The following is a 26,751-nucleotide window of genomic DNA, read 5'->3' on the forward strand; positions in this document are numbered from 1 at the left end:
CGAAGGAGAGTAAGGCTAGAGACCTGCCTCCGTGGTTAGAATAACTCTTGCCGGGAAAAGGGTGACAGGTAAGAGTTAGCTTTTTTGAGGGGCAAGTAGTTCCGGGAACTCGAGCCAAATGCGCCTTATTCTCTCCAGTTTCCTTTGCACAGTTCGTCGCGTGACATTCATCAGTTCTGCGATATCTTCGTTGGTGTGCCCTTCCAATTTGAGCAGAACCAATTTCTTCAAGTCCGGTTCAGGGAGCTTGCTCATGAGGTACTCGGACATCTCGGCAACCTCTGCAGCAAATGCCGGAGTCGGCTCGTGCGACGGCAAGGATTGTAGCAATTCAAAGCCCGATCCGTCGCTGGACTGCAGCATCGATTCGTTGAGCGTCAAGTTCGCATTTCGACGTTGCTGATGTTCGTAGCGAAACTGATTGGCAATCTTTCGGCTGGTGATAACTACCAGCAACGCCCACAAATTCCCGCGGTCTCCAACATCTGGAAATCGTTTCGCCTCGATTCCTCGACAGAGGCTGCGAAACGCACTCACGGCCGCGTCCTCTTCATCGTAAATGCGTCGCGCAGACGGATTCATTCGACTGCGTGCAAAGACTACCAATCGCTCACAAAAATGGGCCCACAACCGACTCGCTGCATCATGATCAGCGGCGGCAAGCTGCTCAATCCAAACGGAAACGGGTTCCTGCTCAGTATGGCCGAGAATTTCGCGTTGAGATGTCACAAAGATTCCATAAACCGTGATTGAGGAATTGGCTCGCCTCTATTGCGGGGTACGGCGTGCTCCCCATTGTAAACGGAAAGAACAGCGATGACAGCAATTTCTCGGTTATCCTCCCTCTCGGCACTGACGGTCGCCGTTTTGCTTACGCTCTGGACTTCGACAAGCCTCATGGGGGCCGATGTATTCAAAATGTTCGACTGGAACGAGGATGGAGTCCTTAGCGGAAACGAGGCGAAGCCATTTTTGACTTTGGATTTCGAGCCCTCCGATGAACCCGATGGCGAAATTACAAGGAAAGAGTTCGATGCCGGGTTACTGCGTCATCGAAAAACGCGTTCTGAACAGATAAAGGCCATCTTCGACGCGAGAGATACCAATGAGGACGACAGGCTTTCAGGTACTGAAATCAACGGTTATCAGTTCGCGGATGAAGATGGTAACGGTCGGATTACCTTGGAAGAGTTGGATCGCGCAGTCCGTATCGATGCGGCTAAGCTAAAAGAGCTTGCTTACAACGGCATCGTCGAATTCGGGGTTAGCAGATTCAATTGGATCGATACCAACGAGGATGGCAAACTCACCGGTTCGGAAGCACGGGGCTTGAGCCAATGGGATACGGACCACGATCAGAAGATCTTGCTGGGCGAGTTCATGGCAAACGTCTTCTTGGATGCCGCTGTTGGCGAAGATTTGCCGCCTCCACCGATAGATGTCAAAAGCGGTGATCTTATGCTCTCTGTTGTGGAAGCGATCAATGGGCGAGATGGGAGGGCGCTTCAGGAGATGTTTCGGCCCGAGCTTAACCAAATCGTCGATAGCGTGATCATTCAATATCTCACGCAGCATGTCTTCGAAAGCCACGGCAAAATTAGCCCTCCGTCCAACGATCAAGTCGAAATCAAAGATGCCGGAAGGGAGGGGCAGTATTTGCACGTTGCACAGCTTCGTTGCGACAAAGGAAAAGTGTCGATTGTCTTAACGGTGTTCGATAACGCTTTACTCGGAATCGACTTAAAAAGTCCTCAAATCGAGAAGCTCCATGAAAAGATGTTTGCAGACCTGCTTGCTGATCGAAATGAACTCCTTTCCAGATTTGCAAAGTTCTATAGCAAGTCATGCGAAGTTATGATTCGGCATATTATTGCCAAAGAAGACACGGCAGCATTCGAAATGTTCCATCCTGACATTCAAAAGCAAGTGGGGGATAAGCCGTTTTTGGAAATCTTCCGAACGATTCGCAATCAGTGTGGAACCCAATCGGTTCAAGTGGAACTTGAGTCAGCAGGCGTGGATTTTGATGAGAATAATAAAGGGAAGTTCTTTACTATCTCGCACCGCCTTTCAGGTCCAAAAGGCAAAGTGCTCGTCACGCACAACATGCAGTTTGTCGGACTGAAGGCATTCTTTGTTGCGATGAGTATCGAGCCTGTAAAAGACGAAAGCGATGCACCGACAAACGATGGAGCCGATCTCCCGTCGGCTGTCGACACTATTGTGCCACCCAAACCGTAAAACTCCTTGGACGAGCAGAAGCAATTCCACTGTAGGGCAATCGAAAGACGATGGGGCAACGATTTGTTAGGCCTGAGTTACAACTCCTTCTCGTGTTGTACGGGTTCCATTTCGCCGTTTGGGTTCCCATCGCACATCGGATTGCCCCGCCAGAACTTTTCGCACAGGTCCTGCTGGCCTTGACTCCGATCGCAATTTGCTTGGCTTTATCACTCCTCTGGGTTTGTATTGGTGATGTAGCTCGCCTCGGAACTTGGGAGGACTCACCGTGGGACAGATGGATGAGGGTGTTGCTTGTTTATCACGGTTGCTTGATTGGTCTCACGCTTTTTTTCCTTGCGATCAAAGCCACAGGCTATTGCTAGATGTTTTTAAAACCGCTGTCACTAGAAATTTGCCGATGGTGATTAAGCAGAACGGGAATGGTATGGCTCATCAGGTTAGGTTGTTCATTTCATGAAGCTTTTTATACGATGCACGGTCACCATCGCTCTTTTTCTGAGTTCGTGGGCCCAAGCCCAGGAACAGAAGCCTACCGCCAATGCGCATCAAGCGTTTACGAAGGAGTTGGAGAATCAACTGACTCGCGGGCGTCGACTAGCGATTGTTATTGGGATCGATGCGTATCAAACCCGACCGTTGAAGTGCTGCGTGAAGGATGCCAAGCTTCTGGCGGCTACTCTGCGCGATCGTTGCGGTTACGATCCGGATGGCATATTGGAGATGACGGACCAGCAGGAGAATCCTGCCCTGCGGCCGACACTCGTGAATCTTCGTCGTGAAATCCGACAGTTTCTGTCGAACGCAACATCGAAAGATACCATCCTCATCAGCTTTTCCGGTCATGGCGGATTGTGGACGGAGGGAACGATTCTGAATCCAAAACGAATCGGATTTGTGTGTCCAATCGATTTCGATGGGGAGCGTGCGAAAGAAACATCCCTAACGATTGACGACTTACGAACGATGCTTCAAGAGTGTCTCGCTGCTCAAAAGTTGCTAGTTTTGGACTCTTGTCACTCCGGCGGTGGCGGAATCACTTCCGGCTTCACGATAACAGAAAACGTCGATCAGACTTTCCAGAAGGCTCAAGGTTTGATCACCTTTGCCGCTTGCCGTCGCGATGAGGTCTCGAGCGAAGATCGAGAGGTGGGGCACGGGGCATTCACCTTGAGCTTTGTCCGAGGTCTCGAGGGGCAAGCTGATTTTGATCAGAACCGAATCGTGGACAGCGACGAACTTTATCGACATGTCTTGGCCGAAGTCCCGGCTCATGTCAGCGCGTTGTTCCCAGGCCGAAATCAAACTCCTATCCGGGTGATCGGTCATGATGTCGTCGGAGTCTTTGCCCTAGCGCCTGTTCTGGCCAAACCGAAAATCACAGCGGCTCTCGCACGATTGCGACCGGGCGAAGTGGTAAAGAACTCGCTCGGCATGTCTTTAGTCCTGCTCCCACGTTCCAGCTATATCAAGGGTTCAGCAAAGTCGGAGTACAAACGACATCCAAATGAATCACTTCGTGCCGTCATCATTTCCAAGCGACTTCTCATGGGTACCCATGAAGTGACGCAATCCGAGTTTGAATTGGTGATGGGCTATAACCCCAGCTACCATGCCCCCGACGGGGAAGGTGCCACGGAGGTCGGGGATCTTAGGACCGGGCGATTCCCTGTCGAACAAGTCTCTTGGTTGAACGCCTTTGAGTTTTGCAAAAAGCTGACCGAACGACCCGAAGAAGTTTCAGCGGGGCGAGTCTATCGTCTTCCAACCGAATCCGAATGGGAATTCGCCTGTCGTGCCGGAAGCGTTTCTGCGTTCTCCACCGGTCAAGTTATCGACGGCGAGCAGGCGAACATTCGATGCGACCAACCCTATTGGTATGCCCGCCGGGGCGAATGGATGGGAAGAACGCAAATGGTGGGACGACACGCACCCAACTTGTTTGGACTTTATGACATGCATGGTAATGTCACCGAGTGGTGTTATGACAATTACCGAGAAGAGCCGATGGGCCTGAATCTCTCTTCGATATATGACACGGATGACGATCCTGGAGCTCTCTTAGAAAAAATGCACCAGCTGCTCACAACGCCAATTTCCACTTCGTTCACGGTAGAGAATAAGCAACGCATGTGGAGCGATGCGACAGATCCCACGGGGCCAGTTAGTGGAAATAGCAAGGTCATCCGTGGAGGATCCTATCTTTCTGATGTCGGTCAATGCCGATCCGCGTCGCGCCGAGCTCAGTCGCCTGGATATACGCATAAGGCGTTAGGTTTTCGCGTCGTTTGCGAACAATCCAATATCAGTCGATAGCAGCGCATTAGATCGACATGCCCAGATGGTAGTTATGGCTCAACGTACACGTTTTATTTTATCCCTCGAAAGGAAAATATCGAATGCACTCACTAAAAATAACCTCTTTCATTGCGACATACATGCTGTTTTTCTCAGCTGCCGTGGTTTCCGCAGATGACAAAGAGGACAAAGCGGACAAGAAGCCTCGCGTGTACAAGCACGACTTTGAAGGTCAAGATTTAACCGGCCGGGACTTCAGCAAGAAAAACCTGAATGACGCCAATTTCACTGATGCCATTTTGACCAATGCCAGGTTTGATAATTCCAGCCTGCATGACTGCAATTTCCAAGGTTCTGTGCTGCAGGGTACAAGTTTTGCCTACGCTGATCTAACCGGCTCTGACTTCCGAAGTTGCGATTTCAGAGCATCTGTGTACATGGCAATCCTTAATAAAGTAGATCTCTCGGGGGTCGATTTGAACAACATCAATACAGTGGAAATGAAAATGAGAGAAGCGAAGCTGCGGGGTACGAAGGGCTTCAATCAGATTTACGGAACCGATTATTACATGGCGGATCTGCGAGGTGCGGACCTGTCGACTGCTACACTTTTCGATCGCACAAACTTTCGCAAGGCTCAATACGATCAGTTCACACGTTGGCCAAAGGGCTTTGACATCGAAGGTAAAGGACTCGTCTTGGTTGAAACCAAACCAGAAGAGGAAGCTCAACCCAAAAAGACGCCTTCAACGAACAAGTCTGGTGACGAGGCTGCCTTTCAAAAACTGGACAAGAACGAAGATGGCGTTTTGTCTGGCTCGGAGATGAAAGGTTTGAAGGAGAAAGACGCCGATGGAGACGGGGAAGTCACGTTGGCCGAATTCCTTGGTAAATCTAAATAAATCGAATACTTTTCGACCAAACGCCGTCCACCGCATGCGAAGTCCTGCAATTCTGCTTTCTTCGCTGAATACGATCGCTTTCCTCGCTCAAAGCGATCGTATCTCGACGGCTGTCAAGCCATTTGCACCGCTGCTGGGGTGGACCTTTACGACGCTGACCTTGCCAATGCCTCCCCGATCCACCTTCTTCGATCCTGCTTCAAGACTCGTGCTTCCTCATGACTCCCTCCTTTCGCTCCCTCGCATCTTCGACGAATCGTTCCGCTCGGTCTAGGAGAGCTCACTACAAGCGATCCAAGTTGAGAAGTCTCTTCGTTGAGACATTGGAAGATCGCCGATTGCTCAATGCCGATTGGCGCAATCCCGTTGATTCCATCGATGTGGATGGAGATGGAGCGATCTCGCCTCTCGACGCATTAACCGTCATCAATTACATCAATGCACAGGGGACCGGAACTCTTCCAGCAAATCGCAGTACCGGTTTGCCCTACTTGGACGTGGATGGTGACCACGGGGTGTCGGCATTGGACGTCCTGAATGTCGTGAACCATATCAACACCCACGGCGTTGGCATACGCAGTCTTACTGAGAATGAAAGCCGATTCGTTCAAGAAACCAGCGTGACAATTACTTTGGGGCAATCGAGTGGAACGAGGGAGTTTCGTGTTCGTATCGATAGCCAATTCGACACGTCGGATCGGTCATCCGCTCTCGAGGATCTGCTGGCTGTCTATCTGGTGGATCCTGCTGATCCCACCCAAACGCTCCTGGATCGAGGAATCGATGGAACCGCCTTGTTTACGCTCGCGGGAACGAAGGCTGAGTTTATTCCAGGCCGAGTCCGATGGGACGGTTCCGTACTGACGATCAATGTGAGCGAACTCGCTTCCAGAGACACAGGGGTGCTCAAGTTTCAGTTGCTCAAGGCGGATGCGGACAGCGGGTCGCGTGTCGCAATTCAACCTCTCAGTAACGAGGTAGACGTAGAAGGAACTCTCGCTCCGAAATGGTCGATGACCAGCGCCCCCAATGCAGCAGGTGGATCGCTTAACTTGGCGAGTCTGTCACCAGTGGATACCATTCATGTACAGGTAGAAAACGTCCGACTCGATTCTTTGACGGGACGATTTTCTGCTGAACTAAAACTTCGAAACGATGGCGACTCGATCGGAAGAGAGGTTGCCATTTCCTTTCCCGGTCTTCCTCTTTCGGTTTCACTTCGCGGCCGGTCTGGGACAACGCCAGAGGGCTACCCTTACCTCAATGTAAAACCTGCTATCCAACGCGGGGGATTGGCTCGGAGTTCTTGGTCCGAGACTGTCGCTATCGAATTCGATAATCCGAGTTTGGTTCCCTTCTCGATTCGTCCCAAGCTTTTTGCTTCGGCCAACCGCGCTCCGACGCTTGCGACGATTCCTGCGCTGACGGTCATGCCCGGCGGGGTTCTCCAGGTGAGACTCTCTGCTTCCGATCCCGACGGCGATTTCGTTTCCTACTCGATGAAGACGAGCGACGGTAGTGTTTCCATGGCAACGGGTGAAATCAATTCATCCGGAGTTTTGACTTTTAAGCCCAGTCCATCGCAAGTCGGAACCTATCAGTTTGAGGTGTCTGCCAGCGACGGTGTGCTCGAAACAACCCGTTCGGTAGTGCTGAACGTCGTGCCCGATCCAATAACAACGACTCGAGTCTCTGGAAAGATCTTGCAAGTGAACGGGCAGCCGATTGCAGGAATGCCGATCCAGATTGGGTCTGTCCAAGGCCTCACATCCGCAGATGGTTCGTTCACGCTCGATCTCGGTTCCAGTACCGTCGTCAGCGATGCAATCAAGGTCCGTGGCGAGCTTTATAGCGGCACAAAGGTGTATCCGTTCATTGCGGAGAAGCTTGCGTTTATTCTTGAGCATGAAGTCTATGCGAATGTGAATAACCTGATCGAACGACCGATCTATCTGCCCGAGATCGACGTTGCCAGCGGAAAAACCATCGATCCCTTACGCAATACCGTCGTCACATCGAGTGCCCTTCCCGGGGCTAGTGTCGAGGTCGCGGCCAGCACCTTGATGAACCAGCAGGGGACCCCGTTCACCGGCATTCTTAGCATGACAGAGGTACCTGTTACTCTGACCCCTGCTGCGCTACCCGAAGGCTTGCTCGCCGATCTAGTCGTGACCATTCAACCGGGAGAAATGGTCTTCACCACACCGACTCCTTTGTCGCTTCCCAATCGAGGAGGCTACGCACCCGGTAGCCTCATGGATTTGTGGTCCATCAATCCGATCACGGGCGAGTTCGACAACGTGGGTACGGGACAAGTCAGTTCCAACGGTAGCGTCATCGAAACGATCAGCGGTGGCATTCGAAATTCTAGCTGGCACTTTTTTGGCCCACCGGCCTCGTCGGGACCTCGAATTAAGAAGAAAGAGCCCGAGGTCTGTCCGGTCCAAGCTGAGGCGACATCCAGTTGCGAGATGTACTCCGGAGCACTTCTCGAAACTCATGAATTGGTCACGTACCGGTCGCAAGGAGTTTCGCGAGGGATTGTGTTGTCGTACGATTCGTTGCGTGCTGACCCTAGACCGATCGTTCGCTTTACCTTCGATGAGTTGGATCCCAATCAGTTTTCGGTCCCGAGTGCGGTACGATTGATCGCAGAACTCGATGTGAGCCGAAATGGAATCACAACGGAAGTTCCTGGTTTCGCTGGCGGCCACGGGCTGAGTGGCAACAAAAACATTTGGCGTCTGGAACCAGAAGCAGGCTCGGTCGGTGCCGCTCTGCAAGTAGATTTGCGTGACCAACCGACAGGAGTCTACGACTATACCCTTCGGTCCGGCATGTTGGGCTATGCTGGCGAACGTGGATTCATTGGCACGCTCAACGAATCAAAGGGGCAGTTCACATCGGTCAATAGCCGCAGCAGCTATCTGGGATCGGGCTGGGGAATCGACGGGCTCCTGGAGCTCGTCGAGAACAGTGATGGATCTGTTTTGATTATCAACGGTGATGGCAGCGAAACACTCTATCCTAAGCAAGCCGATGGACAATACGATCGCCCATCGGGAGAGTTCGCTACGTTGAGCAAGTTGCCAAACGGAACATTCCAACGTGTTTGGCCAGATCAGACGGTAGAGCGATATGGTTCCAATAAAAAGCTGATCTCTTTGACGGATCGCAATGGAAATGAGACCCGATACGCGTACGACAGTGCCGGGCGGCTTACAAAGCTTACTGACCCCGTCGGCTTAGAGACAACGCTATCCTACTCACCGGGCCTGGTGGAGATCAACGATCCAGCGTCCCGCAAGACTCGACTTAACCTGGATGGAAATGGGAATCTCATCCGAGTCACCGATCCTGACGGTTCGACGCGCCAATGGCGCTACGATAGCGAGCATCGCATGACAGGTGAAACCGACCCATTAGGCAACGTCGAAAGTTCCAACTATGGATTTCACGGACGCGTAACCGACGTCGTTCGCAAGGATGGATCCGTGCGACAGTATTTTCCGATCGAGGTCCAAGGTTTATTTCGACCCGAACAAACGGCAGCGGATCCGATTCTCACTCCATTGGCCAATCCCATCGCCGGGAGAATCTCTCTACAGCAATCCTCTTTCGTCGATGTCAACGGGAATCTGACGCAAAGCCTGCTCGATGATCGCGGCCAGAGTGTATCCGAACGCGATAGTCTTGGATTGCTTCCTAACGTTTCCCGCGACCAACGCAACTTGCCAGTCACCGCCACCAACGCGAGAGGATACGTCACTTTGAATACGTTTGATGAACAAGGCAATCTACTGACGTCTCAAGACAATCTTTCGGTCCGGCTAGGTGAAAACCCCTCGATGATTGGACTTATGGCAGGTGACTTCAGGAGAAACGGTGAGAAGGATTTGTATCGTTTTATTGGCAAGGTTGGAGAACGCTACTGGATCGACAAAATTCGCGAAAAGTACAGCAGTTCGCTGGCCATTACGGTCTATACCCCTTCGGGTACGAAACTCCGAGAAGATATGGATCGACTTCCGGAGAACGGAACGTACACGGTCCAGGTCACGGGCCCGCAAGGCGCGTACTTTGGGGCCATTCGGTCGATGAGTTCGGCGGAGCAGATCGAATGGGGAAAGCAAACACACCTTTCGATCGCAGCGGGCGAAGACGTCGTCTACCGTTTTAACGCCGAGCGAGATCAGAGGCTGGTGTTTCAACACTCATCGCCCGCTGAGTCGGATCGTTGGATCGTGATTGGTCCGAATGGGACCGAGGTATGGCCTATTCGCTTTCCAAACGGTCCAGTCGATGAATTCCAAATCCTAATGCAGGATAGCGGAGAGTATTATTTGATTTATGAGGTTCGGGCAAGCGATTCGATAAATCCGCAGACGATACAATTTACGGCGAATCTGATCGATTCCGTCCCCCAAACCAAAATGGGCTATGGAACGACTTACTCAGGCTCGTTGCAACCCAACGAGGAACGCGAATACAAGTTTAGCGGTTCGCAAGGGGCACTTGTTTATTTCGACCTCCAACGTGCATATAGCGGTGCAATACTGGAATTGCGGGATCCACAGGATCGAATTCTTGAACAGAGCGAGATAGATTCATTTCGCAACAGAGTCTTTCAGTTACCGAGCTCTGGAACGTTCAAACTGCTACTGAAAGGTCCGCTCAATCAAGTTACCGGCTACGGCTTTACCATCGTCGATCTCGAATCGGCCACGCCGGCCCAATTCGACTCCACGATCAAAGGTACCTTAGCAAACGACCGATCGGCAATCTATCGACTGAACGGCGTCGCCGGTCAGCGATTTGTTTTAAGCATGGAAAATGCATCCCCACGAATCATTTCCTCCGATTCTTCCTACCAAGAAAACTACCTGGATGGAATCCTTACCCTTCCCCACACAGGTGAGTACTTTTTAATCTTTGACAAAACGAGTAGTCCGACGACTTTTACGTTTAGCAGCCTTGGTTTGAATCGCATTCCCATGGTCGATATGACCCAAGACATCAAGGGAACATTCACGACTCGGGGCGAGCTGCAGTACTTTCGATTCCAAGCTACCCCGAACTCGAACGTCTTCGTAAAGAATCTTGGCATCTCCTTCATCACCGGTGCGAAGATTGTGGGAGAAGGAGTGACCTTATTTGATGGTCTCTACAATCAGTACGCCAATCTTACAAGTTACCGGGGGGAGAGTGACTCCAATGAATTTGTCCTCATCGCCAAATATCCGCTGGATGCAGACGATAGGTCTCCCCACAATTTTGGATTTCGATTGTTACCACCATCGGAGAGCGAAAATCCTATCCTCTTCGGACAGACGGTCTCTGGTCGTTTGGAGATCAATGAAATCGAGAGTTTCACCTTTCAGGGAAGGAGGGGAACTACGCTCCATCTCGATCGACGCTCGATGGCAGGCCCCATCTCCACCGGACTTAGGTGGGAATGGATTGGGCCTGACGGAAATCAACTTTCCCTGCAGAGTAATGCGGAAATGGATTTCGGACCGTTTACCCTGCCTGCGACAGGATCGTATCGATTGCGGTTGTCTTACCCGTACGGTACCCAGCCTTTGAATTATGAGTTTCGATTAACGGATATAGCCTCTGTTCCCCGCGCGTCGATTCAAAGTCCTTTTTCGGGTCAGCTCGATAGCGGTTCGGAGGCTCACTGGTTGCAATTCGACGCGGGTGCAGGTCAACGTGTGCGATTGGAACAATCCACTGCGTCAACAAGGCTGCAAGTGTATTCCCCCAGCGGTAGGCTGATTTCGGATACGGGAACGAACCTAGTTCAACATATTGGGATTTCGGAAACAGGTCTGCATCGTATCCTCGTGATGGGACGTGACCAGAATTCGGTCGCACCGGTTTCTTATGAGTGGCTCATTTCGCTAGCCAACGACACGCTCGTTTCCATGTTGGGATTTGACACCTTGATAGCAGGGACTGCGAGAGATGGTGACATCGTGGCAACCTTCTCGGGGAATGCAGGTCAACAAATTCTCTTTCGGCAAACCGGGTTTTATGACCCGTATCGGAGTGACAGTGTGCAAATTGCTGGCCCCTCCGGCAGCATCTTCGCCACCGCCCCCACGGACGGCGATCTCAATTTGGTATTACCCGATTCAGGAGTTTACTCCGTTCGTGTCGTAGGTCGAAATGCGCCGTTTTTGGGAACGGTCCCCTACGCATTTATCCTCGCGAAATACTCTTCCATCACGCGAATGAATCCGGGAACCATCTACTCCCTTCCTGCTCCGAGCCCGCGCGGCATTTTCGAGACCTTCGCCTTCGAAGCCACAGCGGGTCAGGAGCTGACGATCGACATGATCTGGCCGAATTCGTTCCATGGCGGGATGCCTTATTCACCAGTGTCGCTTTATATCGAATCACCCGATGGTAGCATGCTCGCATCAACCACATCTCTCGAATCGAGTCCCTTTTCTGTTGCCAAAAGCGGTACTCATTTAGTTCGAGTTTACGTGCATAATGGCCAACCCTTAGCCCTACGGCTACTCCGTATCGATACAGCCCCCAAGGTATCGCGCGACACGTTACTCTCCGGGACCAATTCATTGAAATTTGAGGATGTGATTCGTCGTTTCGATGTGGCTGCAGGGGAGAGTATTCGTTTCCAAACCGAAAGCACCCAGTGGATGGTTGGTCGGCACTCCGAGACCAAGGGGTACTGGGAAAATAATGAGATTGTTTGGACCTACGTTGAAACAGGCCCCAATACTTTTCAATGGGAGGGTACGGCGGAATTCTCTCAAGCGGGGACCTATACGTTGCGACGCAGCGGTTCCTCGCAAGCACCGCTCGAATACGGGATCGTCCTGTCATCTCAACCGATCAAGCCTGTTTCGCCTTTGTCGGGTGGAGCATTGAGCATGACGAAGCAAACGTACGATCCGACATTTAGTCAACTGACCAGCCATACCGATCAGCAAGGGCGGCGCACGGAGTTCGACATTGACCCCATGAATGGCAATACACGATCGGTCACCAGGATCGTCGGCCAGCCGGGAGGTGACGACGATTTGTTGACAAGCTTTACGTATTTGGCGTCGGGGCAAATCGAAACAGAGACCGATCCTTTGGGACGAGTCTTGGACTTGGATTACGACGCGCAGGGAAGACTCCGATCGCGAAAAGAGGCAAAAGGAACGCTGCTAGAAACACGAAGCCTTTATGAATACGACGCCGCCGGCAATATTTCGGCAGTGGTGGACGAAAATGGCCATCGTACCACTTACCAGTACGACTCGATGAACCGAATCGTGCGGCTTACGCAACCAGACCCGGACGGTAGTGGACCACTTGCGTCTCCCATCACGACGTTCACTTACGACGCAGCAGGCAATTTGCGAACAGTTACCGACCCGCTGGGACGAACCACCTCGTCGACTTACGATTCGTTGAATCGCTTATCGTCGGAAACAGATTCGGGGCAGAACACCACGAAATACGCGTACGATCAAGCGGGGAATATTACCAGCGTCACGGACCCGCTCGGGAACGTAACGCGAATGCAGTACGACGATCGCAATCGTGTTACCACAACTATTGATGCCGCTGGCTTCGCGACTCGTTTCAAATACGATGCGGACAACAATCTGACTTCGGTGACAGATGCGAGTGGCAATATCACGCAATTTCTATATGACGCACGCGATCGGCTTATCTCGGAAACGGATCCGATGGGGAATGTAAAGTCGTATTCGTACAACGGGGCGAACGAATTAGTCGCACAGGTCGACCGCGTGGGACGTACGACCCGTTTTGAGTACGACGATCTCGGCCGATTGGTCCAGGAACATTGGTTCGATGCGCAGAATGTGAAGACGAACTCCGTCCTCTATTCCTATGACGCAGCGGGTCGGTTTACCCGTGTTCAAGATGGCAGCAGCAATTATCAAGTCACCTACGATGCGCTCGACCGACCAGTACGCGAGCAGACGGGTGGGGGAAACGGAGCACCATCGGCCATTCTCGATCGAACCTACGACTCGGTAGGTAATGTTCTATCCACGATGGATACCATCGATGGTGTTATCGGGGGTATCAACGAATACTCGTACGATGCCCTCAATCGTTTGACCACGCTGACGCAGGCTCGCGCCGTGGGTTCGATGGTGACTATTTCAGAAAAGCGCGTCGACATAAAGTACAACGGACAGGGACAATTCGCGTCGCTCTCGCGTTTCGGCGACATGGCCGGTGTACAGCCGGTAGCAACAACGAGTTTTATCTACGACACGTTGAATCGCTTGACGGACATTTCGCATCGCAATCCCGTCAATGCGTTACTCAATTCCTTTGCATTTTCTTACGACTCCGCAAATCGGATCACACGGGTTGTCGATATCGATGGCGCAATCAATTACGCTTACGATAAACGCGATCAATTGACTTCGGCGAATCACGTGGACCCGGCCAATCCGGATGAGTTTTATGCGTACGACGCGACGGGCAATCGAACATCATCGCACCAACATGGTACCCGTTATGTTGTAGGGGATGGAGTTGCGGGAAAAAGTGGAAACAATCGTCTCACCAGCGATGGTACGAATCAATACGCGTATGATCTCGAAGGAAACTTGATATCTCGTACGCGAATCGACAACGGAGCGGTCCGCGAGTTTACCTGGGACCATCGCAATCGCTTGGCGAGCGTAATAGACCGGTCAAGTTCTACGGGGGCGCCCGCGCAGGTTGTCGAGTACACCTATGACGCCATGAATCGACGATTAACGAGGAAGGTCGACACGACACCTGCCGATGCAGTGGATGGAGCGATCACGGCCTTCGTCTACGATGGAGACAATGTTCTCGCCGACTTGCTCGACTCGGATGGCAGCGGTCCAGCACCGTTGGCCATGGCGATGCGTTATCTGCATGGTCCTTCGGTCGATCAAGTCCTGGCGCAAGAGTCCGCAAGTGGCGGCGTTCAGTGGATGCTGACCGATCATTTGGGTACCGTTCGCGACTTGGTGAACAATCGCGGTGAAGTGGTCAATCAGTTCAAGTACGACAGTTACGGCAATGTTCTATCCGAATCGAATCCAACGGTTGAAACGCGATACAAATACACCGGCCGGGAGTTTGATGCCGAAACGGCCATGCAATACAACCGCGCGCGGTACTACGACGCTGCGATCGGGCGTTTTCTAAGCGAAGATCCGATTGGATTCGAAGGGGGGGACGCGAATATCTACCGTTATGTGGAAAGCAATCCAGTTAGCAATCGAGATCCGAGCGGGATGAGTGCCTTCGATGAAACGTCTTCTGGATCAGCCGCCAATCAAAGGGCGATGAATGGTGTTGTCCGGGATATTCGCTCCAAAACCCCCAGTGTTCCTAGGTTGCGAGAAACACTCGATACCGCGGGGTACCTTGGCCAGGAAGGTGTTGCTGGACTGAGCAATGCACTTGCTGGGATTCATGGCTTCATGTTTTCACCCGTAGAGTTTGCAACTCGGCAGGCGGAGTTAAATGAGATTAGACGGATGATTCGTCAGCTTACCGCACAAATTGAGCGATATAAGGCTCGATACGCAAAGTCCTGCCGTCCTGCTGGTCGGCAGACCATTGAGAACTTCGATGAATTACTTTCCATGCGAACAATGCTGATGGCAAAAGAAGCGCAACTCATGGGTGTACAGTACTAGAGAACATTCGTCATGAAACACCGCCTGCGAACGATAGAGCAATTAGAATCCCGCGACTTGTTGGCGAGCGATTGGCAGAACACCGGGCTTCTGTGTGATGTCGACCAATCGTCGCTTGTTACGCCACAAGATGTTTTGATGCTCATCAACAGCATCAATAGCGAGGGCTCGCGAGAGTTGTCACCTCGCTCCCAGCATTCCACAACTCCACTTTATGATGTCGATGGCGATCGGTGGGTGACGCCCCTCGACCCCTTGATGGTCATCAACTCCATCAATCGATACCAAGGCATACAGGCAACCGTCGTTGGAGGAGTCGCACCCGCATCCGACCCCAATAACAATGGTGTGGTTTTATCTCCAAGTATCACCATCCAAGGGCAAACGCTTGCGAATTCCGTGGTCACGGTGTCGGTGCTTGGAGACGATAGCGTTTCGCAATCGATGACTTCGGATGGTGAAGGGCGATTCTCCGCTGCATTATCGCTTTCGAGAGGGCTCCAGACCGTGCGTCTATCGGCTCGCGATGAATTGGGACGGCAATCGACGCAGACATTGGAAGTCCGACGCGGAAACACCATTCAGGATTGGAACGCTTCGGTGCTCAATATCGTTCGACAATGGACGACGACTTCAAACGATCCCTACCCAGGGCGCATCGTCACGGCACAACCACCTATGGTCGCCCGCAATCTGGCGATGATTCACAGTGCGATGTTCGACGCAGCGAACGCCGTCACGGGGCAATACGAAGGCTATCGCGTCGATTTGTCAGAACAAACCGATGCGTCTGAGAGTGCGGCGGCTGCAGCGGCCGCTTTCGAAGTTGCCAAATCGCTCTATTCGGCGGTAGACGAAATTGCTGTTTGGCAAGCGTCGCTCCAAGAGACGCTTGTACAGATACCTGATGGCCCTGCAAAAACCTTGGGAGTTGCATTAGGGCAGCGGGTTGGACAAGCTATTCTCGCGGATCGAGTCAATGATGGAATGAAGTCGAGTTCGATCTACGAACCGTCGTCCGCAGTGGGAGCATGGCGACGCACATTTCCCGACTATTTGCCCCCCCTCCTTCCTCAATGGCCCAATGTTAAGCCGTTTGCGTTGGAGCGTGGCGATTCGCTTCGTCCTGAACCGCCTCCTTCGATCACCAGCGTTGAGTATCAGACCGCTGTGGATGAAGTGATGCGGATGGGGGGATTTCATAGTAGCGAGCGAACCACCGAACAGACCGAGATCGCATTGTTTTGGGCGGATGGAGGTGGGACCGCGACCCCGCCAGGGCATTGGAATAGCATTGCTACGGATGTCACGATCGAACAATCGACCGATTTAATAGAAACGGCTCGGACGTTTGCGTTGTTGAATATCGCGATGGCAGACGCGGGGATCGCGTCGTGGGATGCCAAGTACTATTATGGTGTGTGGCGACCCATCGATGCCATTCGGCAAGCCGATCAAGACGGAAGCACGGATACTCAGAGGGATCCTACTTGGATTCCATTGCTCAAGACACCACCATTTCCATCGTACACTTCTGGGCACAGCACCTTTAGCGGTGCCGCCAGCGCGGTGTTAACACACTTGTTCGGCAATCATGTTTCTTTCTATAGCCAAAGCGATGGCCATGGGGCAGCCGAGCAACGGCCATTGGATCCGAGGCAGATTGTGACACGTCACTTCACCAGTTTTAGCGAAGCGGCGGAGGAGGCCGCACAGAGCCGAATTTTTGGCGGAATCCACTTTCAATTCGACGATCTGGCAGGTCGTAACTTAGGCGAACAAATCGGTGCGTTCGTTACCGAGCGTTTGCTTCTCGAGAAAAATTAGCGGTGGGTTTGCCCGATGGTGTCACCATCCAGAGCGTGAACCTCGTGAAGCTCACTGAAAAGCAGCCCGCCATCTAGCGACGAGGGCGTTCCCCACGTCATGCCCCATTCTCTCGCCAAGGCGCCAAGCCCGCCAAGATTGAAAACCGATTGGCACCGTTAATCTAGTAATCGATTCACTGTTTTTGCTCCGTTGCGAGCTTTGCGCCTTGGCGAGAGACCCTGCGAGAAGTATGGCAGTTAGCCCAGAAATGAAAAAACCTCTGCAAAAGCAGAGGTTCGAATGTGGTCAGGGCCGGGATCGAACCGGCGACACATGGATTTTCAGTCCATGGTCCAAATATCTGGCATGTCAAAAATCGCGAGCTAGATTGATTTTCCTAGCCTTTTTCACGCGGAGGTCACGATGCTACTCACCACGATCGTTGACCAAATCACAACGGAATGCGATTTGGATGTCACAACCATTGGACTGTACAGACGCTCAGTAAAGCGATTCTCCGAATTCCTCGGACGAGCGACTGAAGATGAGGATTTGAATACAGCAAATCTCAACAAATTCATTCAGCACATGCAGGGTCAAGTCTCGAATACGACCGCTGGTAATTACAGAAGAGGACTGTGTCGTGTTTGGAATTATTTGACCGAAACTCAAGGGAAATCTTCATACGAAATCAGAAGATTGAGGCGTCCAAAACCGGTCGAAAAGCCAGTGACAGCCTGGACGCCTGAAGAGATCGTTGCCGTCATGCGAGCCTCGAAGGAACTTAGTGGAAGCCTTCACTTCGGTGTTGCTGCAGGGCCTTTTTTCTATGCGCTCATATGGGTCGCGTACGACACGGGATTACGGCCGAGCGATCTGTTTCGATTGACCTGGAGCCAATTTGATTCGTATCAGAAATCCATCTTGTTGGTTCAGAACAAAACGCAAAAACCACACATCACCTTCCTACGCGAAGAATCTATTCAAGCACTCGCGGCGATCAAAGATCCGTCGCGAGATCGCATCTTTCCGCTGACATGGGGCTGCGCAAGAAGGTGGATGGAGAAGATTTTCAAAGACGCCCAACGATACGGTTTCAAGCGAGTTCGCGGCAAGAATCTTGGTACACTGAGAAAGTCGAACGCGACGCAAATCTACATTTCCCATGGAGAGTCGGCGGCGGCCGAGTCGTTGGGCCATACGAGCGGAACTCGCATCGTTAGAAAGCACTACATCGACCATCGAGCTCTTCGGCAATACTCCGTACCGAGCCACCCACATGACATCCGATGAAGACATCGAACGAGCAGTTCAGGAGGAACGTGAACGTTGTCTAAAGCTTCTGGAGTTTTACGACAGCGTGTTCTCGACGCCAGAGCAGCAGCCGACTTGGAATAGGGTTAAGAACCAGATTTCCTTGGGGATAGATCCTGCAAAAGCCGATTTCTTCACCCAAATGTTTGGCGAAGACGATGAAGACTGGGACGACGAGGACGATGGCGACGAAGAGCTCTTTGACGACGAGGGATGGGACGAGGATGGCGATACATCACTCCGAGTCGATGAACCCCATTAGTTCGTAGCCCCCATATTCCGCATCGAACTCTTCCTTGCTCCAGACCGGATTGCCGATCCGAGCGGCCACCGCGTTGTGCGCCCGGTGGCTCCACCAGTAAAACGCGAGCCGGTCGTCGAACGGTGGCGGACTCCCTTTCTTCCATTCTCGCCAGTGCTTCCAGCAATCACCGCAGGGAACGGACCTAAACTCCCATTCTTGAAACCATGCTGAGATGAGCCCCCAGTCGGTGAGCTCGCTCGCAATGCGATGTAGCGATTCCCAACCGGGTGCGAGTTCGAACGAATTGATTCTGGGGATGGTTGATTCGCTTCCCACCCAACCGGATGGGGCAGGTCGTGAGATGTTTAGCTGATCGTGATTGTCCATGGCTCTGTCCACCAGTTCATCACGACTGGAACTCCTGACTCGAATTCATCTTCGGCCGTGTCGACCGTCTGCACCTCGTCATACTCATCGAAGTCAACGTTCCCCGTCACAGGCTTGGTTTCGTCGATCGGAACAGGAAACACTGGATAGGGATCGACCCCGAGCGGGCACTTCGGAGTGGGGTATCTCCACGTGCACGGGAGAAGAGAACTTGTGATGCAAGCAAAGCTGCCATCGTATTTTGGAGAGGAACCGAATCCGCTTGAGAAGACATGGGTGCCAGCGACGGAACAAACCCCAGTGGGTAGAGTCATCGTTCGATCCGCGAACTCCATATTGCAATTGAGCGGACTGATGGTCGCGTCCGTCAATCCCGTCGATGTGCTGCAGTCGAGACAATTGGAAACGTTGATTCCATCAAGCCAGTCTGGCTCGGTGGGCCTCGTGCTGGATCCGCATGTCCAGAAGTCGCTTGCTGCAAGCCCGGTCTTCGGACCACAAGTGCCTAGATCCGATCGATAGCCGGTGAACGTTGCGGATCCCGAGGAGATAAACCGTTCTCGGAAGAACGAGAAATTGCTAAGCCTCCGCCAGTCCTTGTACCACACGCGAGCAGTCAGCTGGATTTGGGAATCAACCCAACATGCTTTGACGCCCACGGCGAACAAGTATCTCTTTGCGATGAGATGCCGTTTCGTCACTAGGTCGTAGTAGCTGGTTCGCGTGGAATCCTGCCATTCGAATCCGTCCGTCGTGCAAAGGTGATTGACGGTTGCTCTCCATAGCTTGTCATTCACAACCGTACTTTCGAAGGACCATCGGTACCGATACTCCTGACCGGCTGAGCTGACCGGCGTCGAAGGTACCGCGACGGCAGCCCAACAACAGTTTGCGGCGATGTCGCTGCCTATGTTCCGCGATCCGCTGTTGTGGAAGTCCGAACTCGGCGTGGATGGCCAAGGGCAACTCGCATTGTTCGCAGAACTTGGGGGAACAATTTCGAACCCCGGAGTGATTCCAAACGAAGCGACTTGGTTTTTCGCGACGCGTATCGGCGTGGCAGAGAAAGAAACGGGATGGAGTCCATCCAAACTGGAGAAGCTCATTTGCGAGATATCCGGATTGACGGAGCTATCACAACAGGAGCAACACTTCTTAAAGAGCTTCATGGTTTTATGGACAGACTTCGAAGGCGCACCATCGACTGTCGATCGAAATGAGGATTAAGAGTTTGCTTGCTGCGATTGCAGAGCCACGGTTCCATGCAATCACCTCTGTGTGATTTGCCCAGCCCGCTGCTGTTGGCTCCTGCAGGAAAACGGCACCACTCGTGTTTGCTCCCAGCCCTCCCGATTTCGTGAAGCCCCACTTGATACCCAGGGGGCGTGGTCTCCTTTGCACCGAAAGTTCTTGCCCGCCAGCTGCTCCGATCATCGCGAGAAGTAGGTCTGCATCCGATGGGCTAAATCCGACGATATCAGGCCGAGCGTTCATGGTTCCCTACCGTAAGAAGGAGAATGCGATTTCAGGGAATTCCTTGAACTCCAACGTATCGGGTGTGGCGTTGTCGGACTTCTTTGTTCCGTCCGAATTCAGGCAAACGATCTTGTCTGTTGCGATCCGCTCTCCGGTCGACGTGAGGTAGCTATAACCCATATCGAGAGGGGTGTTGAGCCACTTGTTCTTTTTGTAAGCGACCGAGTAATTGATTCGCACGCAGTCGTACCCAAAGTAAAACCCTCGTTCAAACCCCGTCACCGTGAGCTTCAGAGTCTGGGCACCGAAGCCCTTGAAGGTCGCGGAGTTGATGGTGTCGTTGCGATCGCCGATCTGTACGTCCGTCACCGTCGGGGCTTCGTATTGAAAGAAGTCGTAGACGATCACAGGTCTTCGAACGATCAACGGCTCTGGAAATTTGTCCTTTGCCGAATTGAGATAGGGTTTTGGTGGCGTGGAGAAGTCTTTGTAAATCACCTCGGGATAGGTCTCGACCTTACCCGAGTATCGTGGGACCCAGGTCGTGGGATCCGGATTGGATGAAGTAGTTTGATTCTCCGACTCCGTCGACCACTCGCTGTCAACGAACCATGTGAATGGGCTACCTTCGTCCTGTTTGGGATCGAGGCCTACGCATACGCATTGTCCGCCAGTCCCGCTGATCGACGAGACCATAACCTGCGGCAACCCAGGTGTTGATAGAACAGCCAGTACTGACTCATTCTTCACATCGGACAGAACGATGTAGCGATGACGTTCGGTGTACACCATATTCGATCCAGACTTCCGTATGGATCCACCTTTGCCCTTTTGAACTCCTTTAAGTAACGTCGCCATTATCTTGCCCTTCCAACTGTTACGCCTGATTGCACGACACTCAGTAAGCATTGCGTAGCACATCGACGGAAGCCTCTGTTGCACGCTTTATCGCGATCTGTTCCGACTTCGTGCTGTTCTCGCGATCGAGGAGTATTTTGTAAGCCTCGACCGATCCTGCTTGAGCACTGACAGCCCCCTTGTAGTCGGGCATATCCTTCTTCCCCGCTTCGAGAGCGGCTTTCCGGAAGGTGTCCGAGCTGATCAACCCCTGCTGCCGCATGCCCATCAGTTCACGCATCGTCTCTCGCAATTGAGAGGCGGGGTTATACTGCTTGTTGAGGTCCGAAGCTTTCGACTCTAATCGTTGACGCTCCTCGTTTTGCTTCTTGAGGGCATTTGCTTGATCGGCCAACGCGTCAATTCGAGAGAAGTTGAACATGCCATGTTCACGTAACTCTGAATGCAGCGCGACACGTTCGCGAATTTCTTGCTCACGTTCCTCGGCCTGCTTCGCTGACATCGAGCCAAGAATCTTTTGAATCTCAATTTCCTGACGATAGGCGTCGAAACGCTTCTTCACGGCCGATTCGGATTGCTGGGCAGCTCGCTGTCGCTCGTCTGCCTGTCGCTTCTGTTCTTTCGTCAGCTCGGCTTCGGCCGCCTCCGCTTCTTTGGCCTTCTGCTTCTGTTCTTCGTAAGCAGCGAATTGACTCTCGTTGTTGGTAAGATTCTTTTCCTTCTTGGATGCGGAATCGGCAGCCTCATCGCGGGCCTTTTGGATCGCCTCGATGTTCTTGCGTCCCGTGTTGAAGGTGAAGGCAGATTCAATATCCTTCCCGACTTCCGACCAGTTCAGGGTGACGATGTTATGCATCGTCGATTGGACCACGGTCACGAGTTCGTAGACATCGTAGAGCACTCCCGCAAAGTAGGCTGTGTTGTCGATTATGCTGGGCAGATAGTCGAGGTAGCCGCTGAAACTGATCACCCCCTGGCCGATCTGTTCGTAGATCACCTGCAGTACCGGTGAGGACTCCGCCGCGATTTGCCGCCATGCACCCGTCGCAATCATTTCGAGTCGACCCCAGGCATCGTTCGCGGCTCCCACTTGTTCCGCTTGCGCGTTACTCAGATTGACACCCGTCCGATCGGCCCAGTCTGCCATATCGCGTAAGGCGTCTGGGCCATCGCGAAGGCTCGAGACCAGAGCAGCACCCTGTTTCCCAAACAACTCATACGCGAGTACCAATTGGTCGGTCGGATTCTGCAGGTCCTGGGTTTTCGCCATGATCTCTTCCATGGCTTTGGCTGGGCCCATCTTTAAAAGCTCGCCCGCGTTGAGTCCGGCAGCCGAGAGCTTGTCGAATAGTTCTCCCGATTGTTTGCTCGCGGCGTCAGACAGCCCGACGGTCATCTTCTGGATCGCGTTGTCAATCGAAGCGGGATCCATTCCCGAAGTCTCAGCGAGCGAGAGTCGCATCGTTGAAAGGTCGCGAAACGACATGCCCAGTTTGCTCGCAGAGTCTGCGATCTCATCGACGACGGCCATTTGTGCACTGACGTTGCTCCAGGCGATTGCCATTCCGGCGATCCCTGCGACGGCGATGCCCACACCAGCTGCCACGGCGGCCGCACCGGCCGCACCCAATGCGGTGGCGGCACGAGATGCACCACCGGCCGCCGTCCAAGTACTCCGATACGTCGCAGTCTTTACGAGTGCCTCATCGATTGATCTCTCGTAGGCTTTCTGAGCTTCTGGGGATCGCCCCTGCCCAACTTCAAAAGGTTTCAGGGAATTGTTTTGAGAAGTTGGACGCGGTATCAATCCGCGTCCCGCTCCAATTTTGGGCGCACCGGTGTTGATCACGGTGAAGTCGACGTCGATGATGTCGTCTGCTGCATCGGCTGCTCTTTCAAGCTCCGTCCTCATCACCTTGATTTCTTGGACAGCATCCTTGGATTTAGACTTAACGCCCTCCAGAGCTTTTTCGATGCGAGCTGCTCCAGCTGCATGCCGTGCGGCAAATACCGCATTAAGTGCTTGTGCAGTCGCTTGGAACACTTGAATCCCGGCCGATACTCCGGGGATCGCACCTAGCATGTCCGTAATACCGGCGGTGACTGCCACGGTGATCGGTTCGAATGAGGACATGCTGGATGAGAGAGAATCGAATTCTCTCTTTACCGCGCGCGTTTCGTTGATCGAATCGCGAAGAGCCGAGTCCGCTTGCTGGGTCTTTGCACCTAGCACGATATCTAGCGTTTCAACGACTGCCATCTAGGTCCTCGCGATCGATCGAATGTAGGTGCGAATGGAGTCGGAATAGAGCTTCAATGCCTGGCTCTTCGTGCTCCGCGCCGCTCGCCGCAAAAACTCTTTGGCTGGGATCTGTCGCCGGATGGCTATCTTTTGTCGAGCAGCTCGGCGAGCTCCCTCGCTCGCGAAGTAATTCTCCTGCCGAGCTCGGAAGTCTGAACCACGCTTCTTCAATCCCTTGGCCGCTCGGGATTCGCGTCGGAGTTGGTTCGCTATTCGGCGAGCGACAGCGTTGAGCTCCCCCCGACGGCTGCCGGTCTTCCATCCCCACTCTTGGAAAGCCGCATAAAACGTCTTGCCACTGAATTGGTTATCGCTCTTGGCGGTGGTGACTCGTGCCCCGATGCGACTCCTCGATCGCTTGATCGCTCGAATCTTGATCGATCGCTGGAGCCTGCCAGATCGTTTCGGGGCGTTCGCACGTGCGGCAGCCAACGTGGGTTGAAGAGCGGGCCTCGCCGCTTTGCGAATTGCTTCCTTTGCTTGTTTGCTTGTGAGCTCCTCAAGCTTTCTGTTGAGTTCTTCGGATCCGGTCAGAACCATCGTGATTTTGCGAGGCATGCTCTTGTCTTGATGATCGTAAACACGAAAGCCGTCCCTCTAGTCTCGCCCTGAGTAAGTGTTGACATAGAGAGACGGCCTCCAAGGAGTCTGAGTAGGAATCGTTTCCGCGGAAACTAAATCCCTGAAGCCTCGCAGATATCATCGAAGTCATCGTCGGAGGCCTCGGGGGTAGCCTCATACTGAAACTGCGATGGCTCCAGCCCGAGCGGCGATATGGACGCCGCATGCAGATCCAGTCGATCGAGTCCTAGGAACTCGAGCTGACAGAGGTCTCGGAGCTCTGCGTATTCGGCTGCACTGATGCAGCTGAGCCACGCGGTCCGCGACGGGAAGCCGAGGTAGAGGGCTGTTCGCCACTGCCATCTTCGCTCTTCGCCTGCGGGGCTCCCGCTACGGTGCTTTTTTTTAATTCCTCATCGAGACCGTAGATTCGATTCGCGCCGTTGCAGACTGTGAACAATCGGCCGATGATTTTGTTACCGGTCTCCGCGACATAGGAGACCAACTGGTCGAGTGTGTCGTCATCGGTCGCACTCCGTTCGTTCTTATCATCGCACAGGCAATATGCCACGACGAAGGATCGATACAGGTCTCGGGAGTCCTTGTCTGAGATCTCGTTGCGTTTCAAGAACGACGAATAAGCGTCATCCATTCGATCCTTTTCAACGGCGGTCAAGGTCGCGATATAGAAGAGCGTTGGCTCACCCGGCTTGAACAAATGTTGCAGCTCAGGTACCGCCACCGGATTTGCTCGGACGGCGGTTTCGCGGTTCTGTCGAAGTTTGGTTAGGTAATCCATGGCTTTCAAGTGTTGGTTGAAGTGTGAAATTAAACCCCAGTAGTTGCGCGTACCGGTTTCGCGGTAACCTTCGCTTCGATTTCCACCTTGATACCTTCGGTGCGTTTGACGCCACTTGGCGCAATCTTGTTGATTCGGCAGGTATAAGTGATGGTGTTGTAGGTCCAGGTAGACGCCGCGGGGGCAGTTCCTGTTCCGGTTCGACGGTACGAGACAACGATCGTCGCCTCGCGTTCGTTGATGTCGTCATTGTCAAAGAAGTCTTCGATTGCTTTATCGCCCGCATCGTCGGGGTCGTACATACCGACCAGTTTTAAACTACCGTAGTCTGGTGGGTCATGGTCGAGAGAGTCGACAGCATCGTCCTCCATGGTGGTGACATCCGTAAGTCCCCGCGAACGCTCTGGAGGTGTGAACTCCTCGAAGAACTCAAAGACTACTCCATTAATCGAGACCCGCGTTCCTGCTCCAAGCTTCTTCTTCTTTGGCATTTAGTCACCTACATAAAGCGTTAGCACGAATGCGTGCATACAAAGGGCGGAATCACCGTTGCCGGATTCAAACGCATATTCGTCATCTACCTCGTCGAGGTCGCTCGTTGCGACGGTCATGGAAGGTAGTGCGATTCCATCGAATTGAAGTGCATCAATCACGGCAGTGACCAATTGGTCATCGAATGTTTTGGTTACGATCTCGACCACATATCGATCCCTCAGAATCCCATCGCTGTCCATGAGGTCATCGGTGTTCGATCCTCGGCGAGCGAACCATATATGCGGATAGGTCGATGATTGGGGAATCTGTTGGTAATGGATTCTCCCCGCAATCTTCTGGTGAATCTCGGGAATCGATTTCAATCGTTCGCGGATGAGGTCGGGTAGGGTCGCGTGGCTCATCCTTGCAGGACCTCCGCACAGAGTATCTCTTGCTCGGTTTCGATCTCGTTATAAGTCTGGGACAACACGTTCAAGATCCGTCCGCGAAACAGAATGCGGTCTTTAAAGTTGGCTGCGCTTCGTCGGGTGGTAATTCTCGTCGTCACTTCAGCAACGATCTGACGATATCGTTCGAGTTCGCGCCCGCTAAGATCTTCGACCAACGCAGGGTGCCCAGAGGCGATTGTTTTCCAGTCCCCTTGTTCGTGACCTAAGTCATCGTAGTTTTGTTCACGTCGCTGTATCGTGATTCGATGGCGAAGCCTACCCGCCCTCATTCGCACACCTCTCCGGCCGTGTAGTCTTCCGCGGGTCTCAATTGCTCGAGCATTGCGACGGTTCCGTGTTCAATCTCTTTCGAGATCGTTCCAATGAGCACGGTCTCGCGGTTTTCGTACCAGTGCGAAGTGAGCATCAGAGCAGCTCGCGTCAACGTTTTGGGTACTTTTTCAACCTCGCTCCAACCCGCAGTGAAGGTAATGCTCACCGCGTTTGGGGTAGCTCGAGTACTTGGGAAGCACTCATGGTCCTTGAGTCGGAGGCTGAATCGGCCGTTGTCCGCCGGTTGTACTATCTTGTCGAGTTCGATCGACTGCACGGCACCGGTCGGATCCACATACTGCACGCTCGCAACCTCTTTTACAGGCCATACGGGCAGATCGATCGATCCTCGTTTCCGCGGAAACCGATCGAGCGTCATCCGATAATCTGCCATCGCGATGCAACATCCTAAATACTCCTCGATGTATTCGTGGGCTGATTCGATTGCTTCGATGATCCAATCGTCTTCGGTTGTATCGGGAATTCGCGAATTGCGTCTAACACGTTCGGGAGTGACCACCCAAAACGTGTTTTCGGAAATTCTCGCGATGCGCATTCGTAGGCTTCCCTGTACATCCAAAGGTCTCGAAACAATCGCTTCGTTGCGAAGCTGAACAACAC

At 52.9% G+C, this 26,751-nt stretch carries 20 protein-coding genes and 1 tRNA gene; 8 read left to right on the top strand and 13 right to left on the bottom strand.

Annotation, left to right across the window (positions count from 1 at the left end):
• Positions 1-75: 75 nt before the first annotated feature.
• Positions 76-729, bottom strand: coding sequence for an ECF-type sigma factor (locus VN12_RS15685; protein ID WP_168164447.1), 654 nt, complete (start codon positions 727-729; stop codon positions 76-78).
• 87 nt (positions 730-816) lie between these two features.
• Here VN12_RS15685 and VN12_RS15690 point away from each other — a divergent pair, with 87 nt between their 5' ends.
• The 6 genes from VN12_RS15690 to VN12_RS15715 all read left to right on the top strand — a co-directional run bounded on the left by VN12_RS15690 (position 817) and on the right by VN12_RS15715 (position 16,951).
• Positions 817-2,241, top strand: coding sequence for a hypothetical protein (locus tag VN12_RS15690; protein ID WP_146677721.1), 1,425 nt, complete (start codon positions 817-819; stop codon positions 2,239-2,241).
• Positions 2,242-2,697: 456 nt separating this feature from the next.
• Entirely contained in the window at positions 2,698-4,557 is a 1,860-nt protein-coding gene (locus VN12_RS15695; RefSeq protein ID WP_146677722.1) for an SUMF1/EgtB/PvdO family nonheme iron enzyme, read from the top strand.
• A gap of 83 nt (positions 4,558-4,640) precedes the next feature.
• Entirely contained in the window at positions 4,641-5,441 is an 801-nt protein-coding gene (locus VN12_RS15700; protein ID WP_146677723.1) for a pentapeptide repeat-containing protein, read from the top strand.
• A 34-nt stretch (positions 5,442-5,475) separates the two neighbouring features.
• The gene (locus VN12_RS15705) at positions 5,476-5,715 is read left to right on the top strand and encodes a hypothetical protein (RefSeq protein WP_146677724.1); all 240 of its coding nucleotides are present in this window, start codon (positions 5,476-5,478) and stop codon (positions 5,713-5,715) included.
• A gap of 25 nt (positions 5,716-5,740) precedes the next feature.
• The gene (locus VN12_RS15710; protein WP_168164448.1) at positions 5,741-15,124 is read left to right on the top strand and encodes an RHS repeat-associated core domain-containing protein; all 9,384 of its coding nucleotides are present in this window, start codon (positions 5,741-5,743) and stop codon (positions 15,122-15,124) included.
• Positions 15,125-15,136: 12 nt separating this feature from the next.
• Positions 15,137-16,951: a phosphatase PAP2 family protein gene (locus VN12_RS15715; RefSeq protein WP_146677726.1), complete on the top strand. Its 1,815-nt coding sequence runs from the start codon at positions 15,137-15,139 to the stop codon at positions 16,949-16,951.
• Positions 16,952-17,236: 285 nt separating this feature from the next.
• Here the strand turns inward: VN12_RS15715 and VN12_RS25880 are convergent.
• Positions 17,237-17,424: transfer RNA gene (locus VN12_RS25880), tRNA-Phe, on the bottom strand.
• A gap of 238 nt (positions 17,425-17,662) precedes the next feature.
• Here VN12_RS25880 and VN12_RS25885 point away from each other — a divergent pair.
• Both VN12_RS25885 and VN12_RS15725 read left to right on the top strand, forming a co-directional pair.
• On the top strand, positions 17,663-18,226 hold the full coding sequence (locus VN12_RS25885) for a tyrosine-type recombinase/integrase (RefSeq protein WP_168164449.1): 564 nt from the start codon (positions 17,663-17,665) through the stop codon (positions 18,224-18,226).
• Positions 18,213-18,509 (top strand): hypothetical protein, encoded by a 297-nt coding sequence (locus VN12_RS15725; RefSeq protein ID WP_146677728.1) that lies wholly within the window; start codon positions 18,213-18,215, stop codon positions 18,507-18,509. The genes VN12_RS25885 and VN12_RS15725 overlap by 14 nt, the downstream gene beginning before the upstream one ends.
• Here the strand turns inward: VN12_RS15725 and VN12_RS15730 are convergent.
• The 11 genes from VN12_RS15730 to VN12_RS15780 form a co-directional block, all read right to left on the bottom strand.
• Complete coding sequence (locus VN12_RS15730; protein WP_146677729.1) at positions 18,483-18,878, bottom strand: ERV1/ALR-related protein; 396 nt, start codon at positions 18,876-18,878, stop codon at positions 18,483-18,485. The genes VN12_RS15725 and VN12_RS15730 overlap by 27 nt on opposite strands.
• The gene (locus tag VN12_RS15735) at positions 18,857-20,047 is read right to left on the bottom strand and encodes a hypothetical protein (RefSeq protein WP_146677730.1); all 1,191 of its coding nucleotides are present in this window, start codon (positions 20,045-20,047) and stop codon (positions 18,857-18,859) included. Before VN12_RS15735 ends, VN12_RS15730 begins: the two co-directional genes overlap by 22 nt.
• Positions 20,048-20,051: 4 nt before the next feature.
• Positions 20,052-20,372 carry a hypothetical protein gene (locus VN12_RS15740; protein ID WP_146677731.1) on the bottom strand — a complete coding sequence of 107 codons (321 nt, stop codon included), beginning with the start codon at positions 20,370-20,372 and terminating at the stop codon, positions 20,052-20,054.
• A 6-nt stretch (positions 20,373-20,378) separates the two neighbouring features.
• Positions 20,379-21,212 (bottom strand): hypothetical protein, encoded by an 834-nt coding sequence (locus VN12_RS15745; RefSeq protein ID WP_146677732.1) that lies wholly within the window; start codon positions 21,210-21,212, stop codon positions 20,379-20,381.
• Between the two features lie 40 nt (positions 21,213-21,252).
• Positions 21,253-23,472 (bottom strand): hypothetical protein, encoded by a 2,220-nt coding sequence (locus VN12_RS15750; RefSeq protein WP_146677733.1) that lies wholly within the window; start codon positions 23,470-23,472, stop codon positions 21,253-21,255.
• Entirely contained in the window at positions 23,473-24,072 is a 600-nt protein-coding gene (locus VN12_RS15755) for an HK97-gp10 family putative phage morphogenesis protein (protein ID WP_146677734.1), read from the bottom strand.
• 250 nt (positions 24,073-24,322) lie between these two features.
• Positions 24,323-24,874 (bottom strand): hypothetical protein, encoded by a 552-nt coding sequence (locus VN12_RS15760; protein ID WP_146677735.1) that lies wholly within the window; start codon positions 24,872-24,874, stop codon positions 24,323-24,325.
• Between the two features lie 29 nt (positions 24,875-24,903).
• A complete protein-coding gene (locus VN12_RS15765) occupies positions 24,904-25,365 on the bottom strand; it encodes a hypothetical protein (protein ID WP_146677736.1) in 462 nt (153 codons plus the stop codon).
• The gene (locus tag VN12_RS15770) at positions 25,366-25,770 is read right to left on the bottom strand and encodes a DUF3168 domain-containing protein (protein ID WP_146677737.1); all 405 of its coding nucleotides are present in this window, start codon (positions 25,768-25,770) and stop codon (positions 25,366-25,368) included.
• Entirely contained in the window at positions 25,767-26,087 is a 321-nt protein-coding gene (locus VN12_RS15775; RefSeq protein WP_146677738.1) for a phage head closure protein, read from the bottom strand. Before VN12_RS15775 ends, VN12_RS15770 begins: the two co-directional genes overlap by 4 nt.
• Positions 26,084-26,686, bottom strand: coding sequence for a head-tail connector protein (locus VN12_RS15780; protein WP_168164450.1), 603 nt, complete (start codon positions 26,684-26,686; stop codon positions 26,084-26,086). The genes VN12_RS15775 and VN12_RS15780 overlap by 4 nt, the downstream gene beginning before the upstream one ends.
• Positions 26,687-26,751: the final 65 nt, after the last annotated feature.

Source organism: Pirellula sp. SH-Sr6A (genome assembly GCF_001610875.1).
Taxonomy (GTDB): Bacteria; Planctomycetota; Planctomycetia; order Pirellulales; family Pirellulaceae; genus JBKCUI01.